The following is a 20,296-nucleotide window of genomic DNA, read 5'->3' as shown; positions in this document are numbered from 1 at the left end:
ATAATTAATAATTAACAATCAATAATCATCATGCTCACGAATCCCGGTTGGTTGCTGTCCAAGACCTGGGCTTGGGGAGCCCGGCTTCCTTTTTCTCTATAATACAAAACAGGTCCGTGAGTACAAGAAGACGGTGGAAGGACGAACGCTTAAGGAATGCTCTGACCTTTACAAATGCCGAACATACGGCAGAATGGAATATCGTCTCCAGAAAGGAGGTGTTCCAGCCGCACCTTCCGGTACGGCTACCTTGTTACGACTTAGCCCCAATCACCGGTTTTGCCTTAGGCCGACCCTCGCGGTAACGGACTTCAGGCACCCCCGGCTTTCATGGCTTGACGGGCGGTGTGTACAAGGCCCGGGAACGTATTCACCGCGCCATGGCTGATGCGCGATTACTAGCGAATCCGGCTTCGCGGGGTCGGGTTGCAGACCCCGGTCCGAACTGGGACCGGCTTTCAGGATTGGACCGCATTTGCATGCGGCCGACTCGCTGTACCGGCCATTGTAACACGTGTGTAGCCCCGGACGTAAGGGCCGTGCTGATTTGACGTCGTCCCCACCTTCCTCACACCTTACGGTGGCAGTCTCCACGGAGTGCCCGGCATTACCCGATGGCAACCGAGAATAGGGGTTGCGCTCGTTATGGCACTTAAGCCGACACCTCACGGCACGAGCTGACGACAACCATGCAGCACCTTCACAGACGCCCCGAAGGGCCTCTTCATCTCTGAATCGTTCGTCTGCAATTCAAGCCCGGGTAAGGTTCCTCGCGTATCATCGAATTAAACCACATGTTCCTCCGCTTGTGCGGGCCCCCGTCAATTCCTTTGAGTTTCACCGTTGCCGGCGTACTCCCCAGGTGGGATGCTTAATGCTTTCGCTTGGTCACCAGACTGATACAGCCTGACAACGGGCATCCATCGTTTACCGTGCGGACTACCAGGGTATCTAATCCTGTTCGATACCCGCACTTTCGAGCTTCAGCGTCAGTCGTGCTCCCGCAAGCTGCCTTCGCAATCGGGGTTCTTCGTCATATCTAAGCATTTCACCGCTACACGACGAATTCCGCCTGCGTTGTGCACACTCAAGTGGACCAGTTCGCGCTGCAAGTCAGACGTTGAGCGTCTACATTTCACAACACGCTTAATCCACGGCCTACGCTCCCTTTAAACCCAATAAATCCGGATAACGCCCGGACCTTCCGTATTACCGCGGCTGCTGGCACGGAATTAGCCGGTCCTTATTCATGCGGTACCTGCAATGAAGGACACGTCCCTCACTTTATCCCCGCATAAAAGCAGTTTACAACCCATAGGGCCGTCATCCTGCACGCTACTTGGCTGGTTCAGGCTCGCGCCCATTGACCAATATTCCTCACTGCTGCCTCCCGTAGGAGTTTGGACCGTGTCTCAGTTCCAATGTGGGGGACCTTCCTCTCAGAACCCCTACTGATCGTTGCCTTGGTGGGCCGTTACCCCGCCAACAAGCTAATCAGACGCATCCCCATCCCTCACCGATGAAATCTTTCGTCGTCATCAGATGACTTCCGACGACTGCATAAGGTATTAGTCCGACTTTCGACGGGTTATCCCTTGGTCAGAGGCAGGTTGGATACGCGTTACTCACCCGTGCGCCGGTCGACACCTAAGAGAGCAAGCTCTCTCATCGTTTCCCCTCGACTTGCATGTGTTAAGCCTGTAGCTAGCGTTCATCCTGAGCCAGGATCAAACTCTCCATTGTAAAATAGAAATCATAAGGTAAATAGCCAAAGAATAAAAAGCACGAATACTCCTACTCTACCAATCTACCTCAAGTTAATCTGTCCAGAACGAATTCCTTCATTAGTATCGAAGTCTAAAGCAAAACCTTTCCAAAATAATTGAACGGCTCGTTTCTTCTACCCAAGGTACGCACCCAAAAAAGGCACGCACCTCGCTTCTTGTACTACTTCTCTGTTTATCTTAATCCTATCAAAGAACGCTATTTCATCTCGCTACCGAACAACATCAGGCTCGGAAAGCGAATGCAAAAGTAATACTATTATTAATTACAACCAAATCTTTTTAAAGAAAAGTTTAAATAATAATAGTATTTTTCTTTTTATATTACAATTCACATATTTTCAAAATTATACTTATATATATTAGACCTCCACACACATAACAACTCTTTCGAGGCAAGAAGATGACTTTGACAGATATAATACCCACGCAAAGGAAACATTCCTAATTGGTCATTATAAATGCTCGTATTCAAATATTCTAATAACCAATTTAGGATAAAGTTTAAACAACTAAATCGTTTGACAATAAGTAACTGAGAATGATTATAATAGTGATTGAAGATAATTACGAAGATCTTTCCAATGATAATAAGGGAAAACATCTGTGCGTAATGCAAGATGTGCCTCTTTTTCGTTATGGAGGACCTTCACCAAGATATCATTCTTTTTATTCTTATAGAAAACAAACTGAACGTTGCCTGCCATGGGTACAGCCTTGAAATCACTCCACACCTTATAGACTTCATAAGGATTACTAACACTGACATCAAAGTGCTCAAGTTTGATGAATGCCAGCAATGGAATGATATTGCCATCATGACCGAATCTCAAGGTGGCTGCAATATTTTTATTGGCAATTGCCTCATCGGCACTTTCTATGATATTCTTTACCAACGGCGCAGCTTTACCCGGACAAGCACCTTTTCCTTCTGCATGGTTGGCACCATCAACATAAAACTTATAGTTGATGACCTGCCACAGGTCGAACAACTCACGATTGGTCAGCACTTGAGGCAACTGAATAGCGGTATCAATGTCCTGCATGTCAACAACTATCCAATAGAGTCCCCACATGAGTTCGCTTGGATTTACTTTCTTCAACACGTAGTTGCTATCGCTAAAAAGTGACTGACACATGCGTTCGGGGCGCGTTTGGGCGAGTGAGAACTTGCGATATTCTTCCACCCAGGGGCCATGCTTGCCATCGGCAAATGCATTGGAAGCTTTCGACTGCCAGTTCAAATATCTCACATATTTTTCACTGGCTTCAAGGTGCATGTCAAGTCCTGGTGACAATCCTTTGAGCTCATCGCAGAAGGCTGCCATGCTCATTGCACACCGCAAGGACATGGTAGATCTTGCAGAAACCTTCTTTGCCTTTCGAAAAACTTCAGGGTAATGGGCATACATGCGATGTGCAATTCCACGATGCTGACGCTCACCTACTGACGTGAGGTCACCACCTCTGCCCTCTACCACAGGCCACAGTTCTTCGAGTTTGGCAAGCAAGTCACGCCCCAAGTCGGTCAGTGCCTGCTGCGCCTGTGCATCCTTGAGCAGGTCTATAATCCATTTGTAGTCTCTATCGCCCAAGAGAAAACGAGAACCATGTCGGCCATAGTGGCTGATATAGAATGGCTGATAGCCTTTCGGAGCAGGTGTCTGCAAATGTTCTTCTACAGGATAAGCCAGGTAGACTCCTCCTGCCTTGGCAGGGTTGGCATCAATCTCCTCGAAAGAAGTCTGAGCCCAAGCCCTACCAAGGGGCAGGAGAAGCATGATAAGCAGGTATATTTTAATAGTTTTCATTCTGTTTCAAAGTTGGGTTATTGGTGAGTTCGGTTTCTGGTATTGGGAATAAGATGTATTTATCATCAACATCTGCACCTTGCTGTTGGGCAGCCTTCCAATCCCAGTTCTTTCCTTTTGTAAACTTTCCGAATCGAATGAGATCCGTACGACGCACAAGTTCTGACGCCAATTCGCGCTGACGCTCTGCAAGAATGAAATCAAGCGTAAGCTGTGAGGCCGTAATGTCACCACTCACATCAGAACGAACACCTGACTTGGCATATCTGCCACTCATATAAGCACGCTCACGAATTTCGTTTACATAGTTGAGAGCATCTGCCATTGACCCACCTTGTGCACCGCGCAGGATTGCTTCTGCAGCAATAAGGTAAGCCTCACCGGTACGGAACATAGGGAAGTTGATAGAGGTATAAGCTTCACCTTGTGTCGGAAGCTGATTCTCCTTGGTAACATTGCGCCATTTGATATAGCCATAACCACAGGTGAATGTGCTTGTCATTGCGCCCTTGTTATCATAGGTTTCCTTCTTTTGATTAGGGAGTGCGGTCATGAACTGTGCACGCTTGTCCTTCTTCTGATTGCCCCACACATCGGTCTTGTCAAACAAAACATCATCAGAATCAAACGCATCTACAAGGGTTGCCTTGGCACGCACATTGCCCCAGCCACGTGAACCGACACCAGTCTTATAGAGTTCGTTCATCGGACCATTTACAAAAGCCTTAACATAGAAGTTGGTTCCTGCAGAGCTCTGCGCTTTCTGTCCGTCCTGACAAAGAGGCCAAATGATTTCAGAACACTGGTCATTATCAGCAAGGAAGATGTGACGATAGTCTGGAGCCAGTGGATAACCACCTTCATTGATGACTTTCTTGGCATAAGCAAGAGCATCAGTATAACGGTTTTCGCCTATCCATGTCTGTGCATTGAGATACATTCTCGATAGCAGGAACCATGCTGCTACCTGGTCTATTCTGCCATATTCATTCCTGTGTGGTGCCTTCAAATCAGCATCAATGGCTTTTAGTTCACTTTCAGCAAATTCAAAGATTTGTTTTCTCTGCCACTGCACAGGGATTTCCTTTACACCCGTGTTCTCGTCGATATAAGGAACATTACCAAAAAGGTCGCACAAGGTTGCATAGCAGTAAGCCCGAATGAAACGAGCCTCAGCGCGGTAACTTGCATATTCACCTGACATTTTATCCCAGAGCCCACGCTTTTTCAGCTTGTCCTCCGTGCATTCACGCAACACTTCATTGCAATAGGCAATACTCATGTAGAGGCGCTGATAGGTCCAGGTGACTACAGGAGCATTGGAAGCATCCCATGACAGATTGAGCATTTTGCGAAGACCATTGGAAGAAGAAGGCATGAGAAAATTGTCGGTGTTCAGTTCCTGGAGATAGAACAACAGACGCACATACCCTGAATAGCCTTCGTTTGCACCTTGCAAATCGCCATCTCCCCCATCACCACCTTTCTGACCAGTTAGAATCATTGAGCCGTAACACTTTGCAAGCATACCGGCATATCCGTCTGTTGTGCTGTAGACTTCTTCGCTAACAATCTGGTTATCATCAAGTGGCATGGTGTTAAGATCATTGAAACATGATGTAAATCCTAAACAAAATAGGATTGATATGACTGCGATAATTTTATTCTTATTCATAGTTATATATTCTTGGGTAATTAGAAATTCAGATTCACTGATAAAGAGAATGTGCGTGGACGCGGGTAGACATCACGGTCGATACCATTTGCCAACTCGGGATCGATACCCTTATAGCCTGTAAGCGTACAGACATTCTGTATGGCAAAAGCCAAACGGAGATCAGACTTATCGTTCCATAATTTCTTAAAGGTATATCCCAATGTAATGTTGTCTAAACGGAAGAAATCACCTTTTTCAAGGAAGTAATCTGAATAGAGCTGCTGTACATCAAAGCCCAAATCCCGAGTAGAAGGAAGAATGTTAGAGAAGCTTCCTTGATCACTATACACCTGCTGCAAATATTGGTCAGCACGAATATAGTTATAAACATAAGCTCCGAAAGCACCATGAGCATTCAAACCCAAATACCAGTTCTTATAGTTCACATGAGTATTAAAGCCTAAATATGCCTTGGGAAGTGCACTCTTGTCAGTAGCATAGCGAGTTTCTGTAGAGGATATTGAACCATCAGGCTGCACATATTTCCCCTCTAAAGGCTTACCGTTATTATCGTATGCCTGCTTGGCAAGATAGAAGGTATATGGACGCTTGTTTACCATGAACACTTGAACATATTTTCCTGTACCTGAGATTGCACCCGTTTGAACGAAGTTAGACTCAGAGTCAATGGTATTCAGTTTCGTAATCTTAGAAGTATTCCATGTGTAGTTCAGCCCTAAATCCCAAGTAAGATCTTTCGTACGGATAGGTTGTGTATTGATAGAAAACTCTATACCTTTATTGTTCATCTCGCCGATATTCGTAGTGAGAATAGAAGAGAAATTAGTTCCTGAAATAACGTTGATGGTATTCAAGAGGTCTGTTGTATGGCGCTTATACAAATCAACAGTTCCATAGATTCGGTTATCCAAGAAACCATAGTCAAAACCTACATTCCAAGTTGCTGTTGTTTCCCACTTGATATCCGTATCGTAAGCATTCGGACGATAAGTACGATACCATTTATCTCCAAAACGATAGCTTGCCTCAGGATAAGAAATTGTAAAAGTAGTCATGTAAGGATAGTCGTTGAGGATATCCTGTTGACCGGTTTCACCATAACTCAGACGCAGTTTCAAATTGCTCAAGACACGGTTGTCCTTGAGGAAATCCTCGCTGCTTACACGCCATGCCAATGCAACAGAAGGAAAGTAACCCCAACGATTGTCCTTAGCGAAACGTGATGATGCATCAGAACGCAAGGTGGCTGTCAGCATATACTTTTCATCATAGGTGTAGTTGACACGGCCATATAAAGAAAGCAAGTAATATTCAGACTCATAATGCGATGGAGAGAACAGTTCCTTACCTGTAGGTGAAAGTGTGGTATCATCGTATTTCTTCCAAAAATGCTGCCATCCATAACCCGCCATGGCACTGAAATCATGCTTCTTATCAAACACATGCCGATAGTTGGCATAGATGTCTAAAAGCGTGTTGCGCTTATTCTGCGTACCATCATAATCCAATCCTGTCCCATCCTTCATGTTTGAAGTGTACATCGGTCCTGCCTTATCTGAGACATCCTTTGTATAAATGCTTTTGAGAATATCAAAACCAAGGTTTGCATTCAACTGCAAGTCTTCAAAACCATGCATTTTATAGTTTACGGTGGCATTACCAATCGCACGGGATAGCTTATTGTTGAACTTCTGAAGTTCAAGTTGTGCCACAGGATTATCAGTCTGAATAGCCATTGGGGAACCGCCATTCATCCAAATAAAATATCCCAATCCAGGAGTGTTGCTGCCTCTTGCTCCAGTCATAACCGGACGCGTTGGGTCATACCGTAACGCATTATTTACAACATCGCCACTTACCATTGCATTATCTTCATACGAAGCCTTCAACTTCAAACCAACGGTGAGATGATTATCAAAGAATGTAGGATTAATACCACCATCAAACGTATAACGGCTATAGTGATTGGTTCTGATGATACCACTCTGGTTTGTATAACCTACAGAAACACGATACGGAGCCTTTTTCATCACATTGCCTGAAAGCGAAACATTGTGCTCTGTACCAATAGCCGTACGGAAGATTTCATCTTGCCAATCAGTATTTGCAGTACCAAACGAAACACCGGAAGGGACACCAGTTACTGTTGGCACAAAGCGACGAAACTCGTCAGCTGTCAGTGGAGTAAGACGCTTGGCAATAACGCCCACTGAAACATTTCCATTATAATTCACCTTTATACCGCCTTCACTTCCCTTCTTGGTGGTAATCACAATTACACCATTCGAAGCTCGTGAACCATAGATAGCCGTAGCTGAAGCATCTTTCAATACAGTGAATGTCTCTATATCATTAGGGTTGATACCACCCAAAACATTGCCTCCACCCTCTATCGTTGAATTATCAACAGGAACGCCATCAATAACAATCAATGGGTCGTTGCTTGCAGAAAGCGAAGCACCACTACGTATTCTGATAGTAGAACCTGCTCCGGGAGCACCCGAATTTGTGATAACATTCACACCAGCAATCTTCCCCACAAGAGCTTCCTGAGCAGTGTTCTGCACACCTTTATTAAGATCATCGCGATTGATTGCCGTTACAGAACCCGTAAGGTCCTTCTTTTTCACCTGACCATAACCAATCACTACGAGTTCGTTCAGCGTATTACTGTCTTCATTTAGTTTAAAGTTATAACTACGCTGATTACCTACCTTGAACTCCTGTTGGTTATAACCTACATAAGAGATTACGAGCGTTGCGCCATTAGGAACTTCCAATTGGAAATTACCATCCATGTCTGTAACGGTAGCAATAGTATTGCCTTTAACCATTACCGTAGCACCAATGAGAGGTTCACCGCTGGCGTCGGTGACATTTCCACTAATCTTCTTTCCATCTTGCACAGCTGCAGCCATTGAGGTTATACCGCCATGTGTATGGCTTGAGGCAAAAGTACCTACAGGAATAATAAGCAATCCTGCCATACATAGCAAATGGAAGACATGCACATTTTGCCAAATAGAATCCGATTTTTTCATCGTCATAAATTTAAGATATAAAATATTAATAGTATATTCAATTGTATTTAGGTTTCAGCTTTTTTCAAATAAATTAGCCGAAACAAAAATACATCAAATATGAATCGTTGTCAAGTGGTATTTGATAAAAAGTAAGTATATAAAGAATGTTCCTTTACTAAATATCAATAACTTATATATTCAGGCTATAAACAAAATAGTAACTTTAAAGTAAGTCTTACTTTTCATAAAAGTCTTACCTTTTCAATCAATTTTTCACGAGAAGCACCAATATGTGAACGCACTTTCTGTCGATAGTTATATACCGTTTGCTTCGAGTAACCAAGAAATGAAGCTATCCGAATACTATCGGTAATCCCCAAACGAACCAATGCATAAATCCTCAACTCAGGCGAAAGGATTTCACCTTCCTTGGGCAGGAACGTCGTTCCATCAGTGATGAGTCTATTGAAATCAGTAATAAAATCGGGAAACAACTTTAGGAAGATTGTATCGAAAAGACGATAAAGTTCCTTCTTATACTTCAATGCTACAGGTGATTCAAGAGTTACCAGCAGTTCATGAGTTTTACGCGTTTTCATTTTTGTAAGCAAACTAAGACGATAAGCCTCCAACTCATTAATATATATAGAACAAATATTAAAAAGCTGAGCAATATATTCTTCTTTGAGGTTATTATCTTCTTGAAGTTGTTCGTTTAACGAAGCAAGTTCTTTGTTCTTAGCCTCAATAAAGACATCATTCTCTTGCAATTTAATATTCTTTACTTCAAGTTCATTTCGCAAAATAGACAAGCTTCGGTTTCGTCTTAAAACAAGGATAACCATGATTACTAACACCAAAAGCAAAAAGCCAAGCGTTACAATATAAATGATGAATGTCGTACGTTTCTCTTCCACCACCTTATCATGAGCAGCTGTAATAATTGGAAGAAGGCCTGCCACATTGGTTAACCTACTCTTAGCCTTACTTTGCATAATATCATTCATGCAAACCGTCATATACCGGTAAGCACGGTCTATATCCCCTCTCTCATAAAGCATTCGGGAAAGGTCCTGGAGAGCAGTATAACTCTTGTTCCCCACCAATTTATCCAAAATTGCAGCCTTGGCAAGAAAACACATACTATTATTTTTATATCCCGCAGCAGCATATAACTCTGAAGCCACTGCACACGCTGAAGCATCATTCCAAACACTATCAGGATATTTCTTTTCATAACTGCGAAATAAGTTTATCGCTTGATTATACCGCCCATCTAAGCGCAGGATCATACTCTGATTGCATACAGACATCATCGTGTTTGGAATCTCATAGACAGCCATTGAATCCCTATACCGACGTTGCATAAGGCGATAAAACCTTTGTTCTTCGCTACTCCTCCCCTCTTTCAGCAAAGAAAAATAGATTCCATGAAGCATATTGTAATATTGTTTGCCATGTGTACGGATATAGCTTCTATCCATATTCCGCAGAACATTCAGCGCCTCATCATATCTTGCAAGCTTCTTATATGCATCGGCAATATCCAGCATGGAACTCTGTATCTTCTCATAATCACCCATCTTCTTTGCTAACAACCAACCTTCTTTTGCATAGATAAACATCGAATCAAGATTATACTTCTTGTATTGGCTGAAAAGGTCCACGCAAATCTCATACCGATTCTTGTCGTTCACTGCTTCATCAAACATCCTAAGCGACTTTTCTATTGATTTCCTCTGTTTACGGTCTATGTCACTTGATAATGCTATGGCCTCATCAAGTTTATACAACAATGATTGTAAATTATGCTCTTCACATTGCATTGGCAACGAGAACAAGCAAAATATCATAGCAATTAGAATTCTTTTCATCAGTACATCAAAGTTATTGGACGTAAGATACTTTTGGTATTACTTTCATCTACCTACAAATATAACAACATTTCCGCCAAACATCAAATCATCATGGCGCTATATGTCCCCAATTAATGATTTTTATATTCTAAAAAGCACAATGCATAAGCTTATTCCGAATAAGTACTGACTTCACCGATACCAACAACAACGACCTTATGTAGGAAGAAATATAGGAGAACAACAACTGTATCAAGACAGAGATGAAACAGATTGTAAAAGATGGGGCAGAGCGGACTGAAAATCATTCAAAGCTTGCACATTAGCGCAAAAGTAAGAAAAGTTTACTCATGCTTGTATTTCATGTAGAACGAGCAATGTTATTTGAGAGAAAAAAACATAGTTAAAAACTTGCAAATCGAGTGCAGAATTTTGTATCTTTACATTCAGCAAAAATATATTAAAAATTCCACGAAAAAAGAAAACTCAAATAGAAGTTTAAATAAATTAACAAATGAGACCATTGATAATCAACTTGTTAACGTTCCTAAGAACTATGAACAAGAACAAGAACAAAAAAAGACGACGAAAAGAGTAGAAAAAGTCGACGTCGACGACGACGTTGTTCTCGAAGAAAAGGAATACCTCTTCCAACCCCTCAGATACCTCCCCCCAACCCCTCCGAAGGAGGGGAGCACAAACCACTTACAAACCTAATATTCCTCCCCAGATATTGCTACAAACGAGCCCTAAAATACGGGCACAAAAGCGGCTTGCTTGCTCGATACCTCTCACTGTATTCACGGCGAGAGCAGACGCTGTATTACGTCCGCCATGCCCACAAGGTCGGTCTCCCTCCCTTTGGGAGGGTCGGGATAGGTTTTGGGGGAGGGACAGGGTTGATATTGAAGAGCCGAGATGGGTTTCTCCCCTCCTTTGGAGGTATTGGGAGAGATTTTCCGATAGGTGCCGGCTTACAATCTCAGACACTTTGCCGTACAATCTCAACCATTCCACGCATCAATCTCAGCCACTTTACAAGGCGATATAGCCTACACTGGCAGTGATGAATTCAAGTATGAGTGCATGTTGCGACTCAAGTTACCGTATAGTCTTTTCAATCTGATGGCTCCGATTGTCGTTACAACAAACCGTCCTTTACATCAGTGTTCAGCCTTATGTTAAATTTCACATTGATGTACATAAATGTCAGCTTCTTAATTATGATTTTACGAAATAATGACTATATTTGCAACATATACAAATAGCTGGTTTATGAAGAAAAAGGCACCTAAATTAAGTCGCAGGACTCTGAAGAAAGCTGTCAAGACCTTACGGTTCATTTCTTGGTTCTGCTTTATTGCGGCCGTCTTGCTTACCCGTATGGACTTGACGTTTGAAAATTTCATGATGACAGGTGCACTGCTTTTCATCAGCTTTGTTTCTTACATACTGAAAGTAGGTGCAAAGACCGAAATAGAACTTTTAGATATCGAAGAAGGGAAAGACTGTCCGTGGTGGTATGCGCCACTCACTCCTTGGTGGAATGGTGCACTGTAAGTCGGTTGTTATTTGATTCCACTCTTTCCTAAAAACTCTTCTTTGATTCGTTCCAAACACAAATCATCTGAAAACTCCAAACGACGGAAGATATTAAGCAACTCATTACTGATATTATCGAGTTGCAAATTCGTCCTCAGGACTTCAGTTGTTCGACCTTTGAGACGTTCTTTGTCAATATCCTAAAGAGACTTCAAAACAGAGATTCCCGTTGATCCGATCGAGAGACGCTCATTATTGAGATAGATTCTCAACATCACAGGATTCTTCCCTTCTTTGTTCACATAATTACTTCTAAGATAGAAGGTTGACTTAAAAGTTTACTTTATAAATATTTGTTTTTAATTGTAACCATAGTATGGATTTTGTGTATCTACACTACTCCAAAAGAAGGAAATGGTACAAAACAAAAATGTCATAACTCCTTGAAGTTATGATATTTATTGTTTTCTTTAGAAATCTCTACTATTATTTCAGAGTACTTAAAGCGGTGCGTACGAGATTCGAACTCGTGACCTCCTGCGTGACAGGCAGGCATTCTAACCAACTGAACTAACGCACCAAGGTGCTGATTGCGGCAAAATAAAGGCGGTGCGTACGAGATTCGAACTCGTGACCTCCTGCGTGACAGGCAGGCATTCTAACCAACTGAACTAACGCACCAAATGGCCTTGCGCTAAATTGCGAGTGCAAAAGTAATGATAATATTTTATTCCGCAAAACTTTTTATGCCCTTTTTTGGAAAAAATATTGCAGCAAATAGGCTTCCCGATACGTATCATTGGCATGTAGCCAATCTTTCAATACGGCACCATCTTCGAACCCCAAGGATCTGAAAAGTTTTAAGGAGACTTCGTTCTCCACGGAAACAACGCCATAGACTTGATGCAGATGGACCACTTCGCGGGCATAATCCAACGCAAGCCGCAAGGCTTCGGTGGCATACCCCCGGCGACGGTAACGCTCTTGAATAACTACACCCACTTCCGCCCTACTGTGCCGTGGGTCGAAATTCACCAAATCCACCATTCCGACGCAAGCTCCTTCGACATTCTCTATCATCAGTCTCACCTGTTTATCCGCATAAATATCACCCGTAGCATTGGCGATATAATCATGCAGAAGATAGCGGGAATATGGCACATTGACAACGCCCACACACCACGTTCCCGGGTCGTTCTCAATCTGATAAAGCACATCGAGGTCCTCTGGCTCCATGGCCCTTAGTCGTATTCTACCCTTCATAACATATCACTTCTTTTGCCGTAATCAGCGTTCCATGGCGATAAGTGCCCAACGAACAGCGGCCGTCGAAACGCAAAACCATGTCTTTTAGAATGAAAGCATAGTCGAAAGTCTCCGTGTCATAGACAATATAGGCGACTCCGCCACCTGCATCGGGCAAGAAATCTGGCATATCCGAAGGACTTCCTACCACGAACCGGGCTCTCAAATCATTGCTTTCCGACAGCTGACGACACTCATCCAACATTTTCTTCCTACCGATAAAAACATAGCTGGCCTCGTTTTTCTTATGTGAAGACAATCCAAAAGCATGCAAAACACCACTTATCATCTGCCCGACCAAGGCCGTAAAAGCTTTAAAAAAGATGGCCGCCTTCACGGGAATGCTAATCAAAGAGGCAGCGGTGTAGTGCTTACACATGAAAACGAGCATGGCCTTATAGAACACATGCACATAACGAAACGACGACTTCTCGGTACTCTCGCCCTTATAATGCAGGATATCAAGCGGTAAATACCAATTCTGCCATCCCTTTTGAAGCAGTTGATAACTCAACTCAATGTCTTCCCCATACATGAAATAATCCTCGTCCAATAACCCCGCCTGAAACAAGGCCTCACGGCGCAGCAAACAGAAAGCACCGCTGACTACTTCTATCTGCTGCGGACTGTCCCACGGCAGACCACCCATGTAATAATGTGCGAAACGGCTGCTTTCCGGAAAACGCTTGCATAGTCCCACCATCTTATAAAAGGCCGTCATGGGTGTCGGAATACCGCGTCTGCTTTCCATTGCTCGCTTTCCGTCAGCCTTAAGCATGCTAACACCTACGGCCCCAGCCTTGGAATGGTTTCCCATGAAAGCCAAAGCCTCCCTTAACACTTGCTCGCCAACAATGGTATCAGGGTTCAACAGCAACACATAGTCGCCCCTGCTCTGCCTGACGGCCATGTTGTTGGCACGGGCAAAACCCAGATTATGACTGCTTTGAACAAACCTGACACTGGGAAACAGGGGCTTTAAATAAGCTACACTACCATCTTTCGAATGATTGTCTACAACAATGACCTCGGCCTCAATGCCTTCAACAGCACGACATAAGGAGCACAGACACTGCTCCAGATAAAATTTCACGTTGTAGTTGACAATAATGACCGAGAGTTGCATAGTCCGTTCCAAGAGAAAGCGTTTCAACCGTTCGCAATCGCAGCGTACTCATCTTCACAACGCGCTTTCGTGGGAAGAATAAAGCATGCAGACAGAAAGAGAATGATACCCATGTAGCCAAAAGCCACATTCATAAACAAATAATAAAAAACGACATTGGCCAGCATCGGCAGCAAAATCATCTCCAAACGCACGAGCGAACAAATGAGAAACATGCGAAGATGAGTGTCGTTATCGTTCTTGACGGCATTCCGAATGCACCGGAACTTGAACAAACGCAGGGCAACCGGAATGACACAGATGGTCAGAATCTCCATCAACGAAGCAAAGATGAATTCCTGATTGGCATCGGCATGTCCTGTTCCTAAGATTTCAAACACATCGTTCTCATTGATGACAACCCACGATAACGCCATCATCAACGGCACAAGATAGCCAACGAGAAGAATCTTCTGTATGCGTTTCATTGCTTAAAAAATGCGTTTCATTGCTTAAAAGGAGTTCGGTTAATGATTGAACGACCGAGTGTCACCTCGTCGGTATACTCCAATTCGTCGCCTACGGAGATGCCCCGGGCTATCACACTGACTGCAACATCAAAACCAGCGAGCTTGCGTGAGATATAGAAATTGGTCGTATCGCCCTCCATCGTAGAGCTCAATGCAAGGATAACTTCCTTGATTTTCCCGCTTTTCACGCGCTCCACAAGCGACTCTACCGCGATGTCATTGGGGCCAATGCCGTCCATCGGCGAGATAATTCCACCCAAAACATGGTACAATCCATTGTATTGTTGGGTTTTTTCCACAGCCATCACGTCCTGAATGTTCTCCACCACACAAATCGTCGTGTCGTCTCTTCGAACGTCAGAACAGATGGGACACACCTCCGTATCACTGATATTGTGACACACTCGGCAGTATTTCACCTCATGTTTCAGTGTCGTGATGGCCCGACCGAACGCATCCACCTCTTCATCTTCACGTCGGAGCATATACAACACCAACCGCAAAGCCGACTTACGCCCTATACCCGGCAACTTGGAAAACTCGCTTACGGCCTTCTCCAACAATGCCGAGGGGTACTTGTCCGTCATAGATTCAGAGATAAACGCCTATTCCTACCTTCAAACCTATCGTGGAATATTGGCTGTGGTCCTTGAAACTTTGGTCGTAATAAATAGCCGGTTCGATGGTAACCGTGCCGCTGACGAAGAAAGCATAGCCCACTTCAACTCCCGGCATGAAGTCGTTATAGTTCTTAATGTGCACGAACTTAGTATTTGCACCAAGGAAAATACCATTCTGTTCAATATAATATCGTGCGCCGACACCAGTCATAAAACGATTTGGTGTCAAGGCATTCGAGTTCATTTGAAAGTCTATCAACCCCAGCAACATCAGGTCATCGGTGAAGAAGTAGCCCAACTTTCCCTGCACACCGAGGTTCAAATTGTCGGCTCCACTATAGCTCATGTTCAAGCCGGTCAGTGAAGCTCCAGCATAAAACTTGCCTTCTTCAAACTGCGCATGGGCGGTGATGGCCATCAACAAGGCTGCCACAAACAAGATAATTTTCTTTTTCATCGTTCTTTTTCTCTTATAAAACGCTAATTATATGAATTCTTCCAACAGAAGTAATGCTGCAAATTTAGTGATTTTATCACAGCCGACAAAATTTTGAATGGCTTTATTTATACACAAAGAAAGTTCCTCCATCGCTGCCGGCATACTTTTTCAACAAATCAAGAATATATCCCGCGTTGGCCTTTACCCGCTTTTCATCGCCGTCATAGCCATTGATGAGCACCAAAAGATGCGTCGTTTTATCCGTTATCTTCGTGCGTTCATGGTCACTGGTAGGCGTTCCTATGCCACCGATTTCATCGCGATAGACGGGCAATCCTTCAATATTGAGCAGTCCACGCCCTATTCCTTCGTAGGGTTCACCGGCTTTTCCGATGCCCAAGGTCAGCCTTTCGCCCACGATTTTATCGGCATCAAAGCCACCGATACTATAGCCGTAGGCCATCGAAGCAAAGTTGATCAAGTCCACCAAAGTGTCGATTTGATAGAGCGCTTTGCCCTGTAACAGCCTTCGAATCAAGGCTTCTGAGGCCGGACGATAGCGTGAAGGGTCTTTCCCTGAAGCCCGATATACACGACGGGTTGCCGCAATTCCGCTGATATTCTTCAACGTTTCGGTGGTGAGTTCCGTCCGAATTCGCTCGCCAAAAGCGTGGATTTCGTCCCACAAACCACCGTTATAGGCCGAGTTGACAACCTTTGCTTCCACACAAGCCCCAACAAATTCGGGGCAAACCTTCGCTATTTCTTTGCTTACTATGATTTCCATAACGACTACAAATGTAGGCAAAAAAATCAAGAAACATAGGCTTTCATTTCACAAAACAAGCCAAGTGCCTTATTATGTCCTAAACTTTATGGGCACAGCAAACCTGCAACGAACGGGCTGTCCGTCCTTGATAGCAGGCTTGAAACGCGGAAACTGTCGCCACACTTTCAAGGCTTCGATTTCAAAAGGCACATCGGTTCTACGAACCAATTGGGGACATGAGAGCGTGCCATCGGCCTCAACGACAAACTGAATGACCACTTTCCATTGCCCACATGACTCCTGAGCTACGGCCGGCCACCGCAAATGATCGATTAAGAACTTGAACATTGCCTGCTGACCTCCTGGAAATTCGGGCATTGTATCGCAGACTTCGTAAATCTGTCCACGTGTTTCTCGCCAGCCATTCAGCTTGAAAAAGAAGGAAGGGACAGCCATTCTGCACTCGCCATCTATGTGATATTGCTCCCAAGGATAGACCGAAACCAACGACGAAACAACGATTTCTTTCAATCGTTTTTGGGCAGATAGGGATAGTGAATCGGGCCACATGCGCATGATTTCTACTCTGCATGAGTCGGCCATTTGGCCCCAACCCGAAGGGAACAACCGTGCTTGCAGCACTATCGAATGGCCTTCCAACTCGGGAATATCGGCCAAAGGAATATGATTTTCGATGGAATCGGGGTGGAAAAGCTGCATGGGTGACAGTCCCGCAAGCTTCTCATTGCGAAACGTTCTCTGCTTTGTAACATTCCCATTCAGCACATCTGCCATCGTTTCTTGCACGTAATTGCGGTCGAAACCATCGTGCACATAGCGCACAAAGTCGCCTCTTCCGTAGCGCAAGGTGCCCGAAACCCACTTGGCAACCACGTGCCCATGCTTGAGATAGGCCTTGAAAATGCAATTGAAACTACGCTTGTCAAGCATCGCATAGCCATCATCTTTCTTCGAAACATAGCCCACACTGTCTAACAACAATTGCCCGTTTGCTATCGTCCAATAACCTTTAAAACCGTCCCAATTAGAGGTTCTGGCCCCTTTTTCCTTGTCAACAAGGCCCTGTAACGATTGAAACAACGTTTCATTCTGCACTATCGGCCGTGCTAACAACGCATAGGCGATGCCGTCAACATAAACAACATCCGCCTCTTGTGCTGTCGCAAAGCCCCGCAAGGTTAATGCCGTAAGCCATAAAACCAAAAGCAAACGTCGCCTCATAAACTTAAAATTTAAGGCCGTTGATACGCACCCATGAAACAAATGGCACCAAAACGATTGGTCACTACATAGAGAAACGGATGGTTGCAAAGCACAAAACGTTTCTTCAATTCCTTCTTCTTAGGCTGTTCAGTGGCACTAAGCACAGCGACTTCCACCGTAGTTTGGGCCTCAGCATGGGTGTGCTGCTCATTGAAATCAATCCGAACTTCCTGTTTGACCTCATCAACATAGGCCCGTTCTGCCACCATATTGGAGAGGTTGGCAAGCTTCATATCGAAAGCATCTTGCACGCCTAACTGCCTCAGAACGCCTTTCATGTCATTTTCTTTGGCTGCACTGAACTTCGGAAACCATAGGCTCACGTCGGCCAACTCCATCTGCTTCACAGCCTGTCGCCATGCCGTAGCATTCAAATTCGGCACAATCTGCCCCAACTTCTTCCCCATCTTAGGCAGCAATACATAGAGATTGAAGTCGCCTTTATACGGAATCTTGACTAACTGATAATCTTCTGTTTCCATATAATTGAGGTCGAATTGGCCCTTCATCAGCGGCACTTTGGCAGTCTTTCCCTGTTCGGTCGTGAACGTATGAGGCTGTGTTTCCGTTGGTTCGAACTCCTCTTTCCAAGCCCCATCAAATGTCAATGTGTTGCTAAGAATGAGCTTTTGAGCCTCTTTTCCCGCTTCAATCGTTGCAAAATAACTTTGTATCATGCGCTCTTCAAAGGCAGACAGCAACGCAACATCGGCCCCGACCACGAGCTTGTTGGCGCTTGTCAGCGTGGAAACCTCGTCATCAGGGCTTTCAGACTGGCTTTTCACCGTAGCTGCATCGGCCAACAACATCTTACGACATAGGCTGTCTGCCAGTCCTTCTCGGCCCAAAACACGACTGATTTGCTGTTGTGTCATGCCCTCGGCACCTGCATTCAGCATATTCAAAGCATAGCAAAGACCGAGCGGAGAAACCAAGAAGTTCTCTTGATCACGGTGCATTTCGTGGAGCAATTGAAAGGCCACACCATTCACCATACTGTCAATTTCGGCGCGTTCCGTGCCGTTTGCCTTGAACAAACCATACTTCCCGGCTGCCTCTTCTTGCAATGTCGGTGCCTTACATGCCACAAAAAGCACGGCCAAAGCCCCTATATACCACTTTGTTTTCATCATGCGTCGATAAGATTTTTATTTGAAAAATGTAAAAACTGTAGTTATCTTAATCATGTTCTCCTTTGCAAAGATAAAGCTTTTTTGTGCAGATTGACTCAAATGATGCCCTAAATTTGAAACTCATCTCTGATTTTAAAAAGAAAGGGGAAGCCTAAACTTGCAGACTTCCTATGGCGTATAAAAGTGCAAACTTAATGCTCTTTCGGTTTTTAGAGCCTGAAACAGGACCTCTCTTTTGTCAATTTTTATTCCCTATTTTTAATACTTCGAGAGGTGATGAAATAGAAATAAGGAAGCCCTAAAACGGACTCTCCTGCAATGGTTTTATGCTATTGAGGGTCGTTTCCCATCGCTTTCCGACGCAACATGCCCCATATTTGCATGCAAAATGAGCCTTATCGCGCATCAAAATAAGCCATTTGATGACCATAAGCCACCCACTTTCCACTCAAAAACCTATCATCTTTCAACACAGAATGCCGCAAAAAGGCGCCCATTTTTATCTATTTTTCATAACTATTTGGCAAACAACGATTTACAAACTACGCTCAAAACACACGTATTTCCGCCCAAAAGATTTTGAATTTTGAATAACGCAAGCACGCAAAGGCATTTGTAAAAGAAAATCGGAGAGCCCGAACCGTGAGTCAATAAAAATTTAATGGGGAAGAATAAGCTGACAAAAACTATTGCTAAATATTTGCTTTGTCGGCAAAAATGCACTATCTTTGCCTTGGAAACAAATAAAAACGATGATGGAGAAACAAATCGGATTAAACCCCACACAGTTGTATCTGCTGAAGCTGTTTGCCCAAAATGGATCAGAAAAAAGCCTGAATGAACTGAAAAAAGTGCTGGTGGAATACTACCAAAAGAAATTAAACAAGAAACTTAATGACCTTTGGAATGACGGAGTAATAACTCCCGAGAAGTTGGAAGAAATCAAACACATGCATCTTAGGACTCATACCAGCAATTGATGGAACATATTGTTCTTGACACTAATTGCCTTGTACTCTGTCTTCCAGAGAAGAGTGCTTATCATAAGGTGTGGCTATCTTTCCTGAAAGGAACATATAAGTTATGTGTATCCAATGAGATTATGGAGGAGTATGCCGAAATCGTCGGCAGGTTTTGGGGTAAGGACATTGCTGATTATGTAATGAAAGTTATTATCGGAAGTAGCAATACACATTTCTTTACGCCTTATTTCAAGTTCGGCCTCATTACAACCGACCCTGACGACAATAAGTTCGTGGACTGTGCCATTGCTGCGAACGCCCATTTCATCGTAACAGAAGACAAACATTTTGAGGTTTTGAAAGAAATAGACTTTCCACAAGTAGACATAATAGGTATTGATGCCTTTGTCGAACAACTCAATAAGCTTCCCACAGCGTCCAAATAAGCCCATACA

15 protein-coding genes, 2 tRNA genes, 1 rRNA gene and 1 pseudogene are annotated in these 20,296 nt (G+C 43.9%); 3 read left to right on the top strand and 16 right to left on the bottom strand.

Annotation, left to right across the window (positions count from 1 at the left end; translation table 11 throughout):
* Positions 1–211: 211 nt before the first annotated feature.
* The 5 genes from HMPREF9944_RS09950 to HMPREF9944_RS09930 form a co-directional block, all read right to left on the bottom strand.
* Positions 212–1,743: ribosomal RNA gene (locus HMPREF9944_RS09950) — 16S ribosomal RNA — on the bottom strand.
* 586 nt (positions 1,744–2,329) lie between these two features.
* Positions 2,330–3,595 (bottom strand): histidine phosphatase family protein, encoded by a 1,266-nt coding sequence (locus tag HMPREF9944_RS09945; RefSeq protein ID WP_044113628.1) that lies wholly within the window; start codon positions 3,593–3,595, stop codon positions 2,330–2,332.
* Positions 3,582–5,270, bottom strand: a complete 1,689-nt coding sequence (locus HMPREF9944_RS09940; RefSeq protein WP_008566107.1) for a RagB/SusD family nutrient uptake outer membrane protein — start codon at positions 5,268–5,270, stop codon at positions 3,582–3,584. Before HMPREF9944_RS09940 ends, HMPREF9944_RS09945 begins: the two co-directional genes overlap by 14 nt.
* Before the next feature lie 20 nt (positions 5,271–5,290).
* Positions 5,291–8,191: a SusC/RagA family TonB-linked outer membrane protein gene (locus HMPREF9944_RS09935; protein WP_155814674.1), complete on the bottom strand. Its 2,901-nt coding sequence runs from the start codon at positions 8,189–8,191 to the stop codon at positions 5,291–5,293.
* Between the two features lie 347 nt (positions 8,192–8,538).
* Positions 8,539–10,170: a DUF6377 domain-containing protein gene (locus HMPREF9944_RS09930; protein ID WP_008566104.1), complete on the bottom strand. Its 1,632-nt coding sequence runs from the start codon at positions 10,168–10,170 to the stop codon at positions 8,539–8,541.
* Positions 10,171–11,427: 1,257 nt separating this feature from the next.
* Between HMPREF9944_RS09930 and HMPREF9944_RS09920 the strand changes: the two genes are divergently transcribed.
* Positions 11,428–11,712 carry a hypothetical protein gene (locus HMPREF9944_RS09920; protein ID WP_008566101.1) on the top strand — a complete coding sequence of 95 codons (285 nt, stop codon included), beginning with the start codon at positions 11,428–11,430 and terminating at the stop codon, positions 11,710–11,712.
* A 23-nt stretch (positions 11,713–11,735) separates the two neighbouring features.
* Here HMPREF9944_RS09920 and HMPREF9944_RS13365 read toward each other — a convergent pair.
* The 11 genes and pseudogenes from HMPREF9944_RS13365 to HMPREF9944_RS09870 form a co-directional block, all read right to left on the bottom strand.
* Positions 11,736–12,029: pseudogene (locus tag HMPREF9944_RS13365) on the bottom strand (Arm DNA-binding domain-containing protein); the annotation flags it as partial.
* 171 nt (positions 12,030–12,200) lie between these two features.
* Positions 12,201–12,274 (bottom strand) — tRNA-Asp (locus tag HMPREF9944_RS09915).
* Positions 12,275–12,301: 27 nt separating this feature from the next.
* Positions 12,302–12,375, bottom strand: a tRNA-Asp gene (locus HMPREF9944_RS09910).
* 63 nt (positions 12,376–12,438) lie between these two features.
* A complete protein-coding gene (locus HMPREF9944_RS09905; protein WP_008566100.1) occupies positions 12,439–12,957 on the bottom strand; it encodes a GNAT family N-acetyltransferase in 519 nt (172 codons plus the stop codon).
* Positions 12,947–14,125: a glycosyltransferase family 2 protein gene (locus HMPREF9944_RS09900; RefSeq protein WP_008566099.1), complete on the bottom strand. Its 1,179-nt coding sequence runs from the start codon at positions 14,123–14,125 to the stop codon at positions 12,947–12,949. The genes HMPREF9944_RS09905 and HMPREF9944_RS09900 overlap by 11 nt, the downstream gene beginning before the upstream one ends.
* A 23-nt stretch (positions 14,126–14,148) precedes the next feature.
* Complete coding sequence (locus HMPREF9944_RS09895; RefSeq protein WP_008566098.1) at positions 14,149–14,592, bottom strand: hypothetical protein; 444 nt, start codon at positions 14,590–14,592, stop codon at positions 14,149–14,151.
* 17 nt (positions 14,593–14,609) lie between these two features.
* A complete protein-coding gene (recR, locus tag HMPREF9944_RS09890; protein ID WP_008566097.1) occupies positions 14,610–15,221 on the bottom strand; it encodes a recombination mediator RecR in 612 nt (203 codons plus the stop codon).
* Between the two features lie 4 nt (positions 15,222–15,225).
* Positions 15,226–15,711, bottom strand: coding sequence for an outer membrane beta-barrel protein (locus HMPREF9944_RS09885; RefSeq protein ID WP_008566096.1), 486 nt, complete (start codon positions 15,709–15,711; stop codon positions 15,226–15,228).
* A 103-nt stretch (positions 15,712–15,814) separates the two neighbouring features.
* Positions 15,815–16,480, bottom strand: coding sequence for a B3/B4 domain-containing protein (locus HMPREF9944_RS09880; protein WP_008566094.1), 666 nt, complete (start codon positions 16,478–16,480; stop codon positions 15,815–15,817).
* A gap of 72 nt (positions 16,481–16,552) precedes the next feature.
* Entirely contained in the window at positions 16,553–17,704 is a 1,152-nt protein-coding gene (locus HMPREF9944_RS09875) for an energy transducer TonB (RefSeq protein WP_008566093.1), read from the bottom strand.
* 11 nt (positions 17,705–17,715) lie between these two features.
* Positions 17,716–18,879: a serpin family protein gene (locus HMPREF9944_RS09870; RefSeq protein ID WP_008566092.1), complete on the bottom strand. Its 1,164-nt coding sequence runs from the start codon at positions 18,877–18,879 to the stop codon at positions 17,716–17,718.
* 752 nt (positions 18,880–19,631) lie between these two features.
* Here HMPREF9944_RS09870 and HMPREF9944_RS09865 point away from each other — a divergent pair.
* Together HMPREF9944_RS09865 and HMPREF9944_RS09860 are read left to right on the top strand one after the other, a co-directional pair.
* The gene (locus tag HMPREF9944_RS09865; RefSeq protein ID WP_008566091.1) at positions 19,632–19,859 is read left to right on the top strand and encodes a hypothetical protein; all 228 of its coding nucleotides are present in this window, start codon (positions 19,632–19,634) and stop codon (positions 19,857–19,859) included.
* Positions 19,859–20,287 (top strand): putative toxin-antitoxin system toxin component, PIN family, encoded by a 429-nt coding sequence (locus HMPREF9944_RS09860; RefSeq protein ID WP_008566090.1) that lies wholly within the window; start codon positions 19,859–19,861, stop codon positions 20,285–20,287. Before HMPREF9944_RS09865 ends, HMPREF9944_RS09860 begins: the two co-directional genes overlap by 1 nt.
* The last annotated feature ends 9 nt before the right edge of the window (positions 20,288–20,296 follow it).

Origin of the sequence: Segatella maculosa OT 289 (genome assembly GCF_000243015.1) — a bacterium.
Taxonomy (GTDB): domain Bacteria; phylum Bacteroidota; class Bacteroidia; order Bacteroidales; family Bacteroidaceae; genus Prevotella; species Prevotella maculosa.
This window is presented reverse-complemented; position numbering and strand designations above follow the sequence as displayed.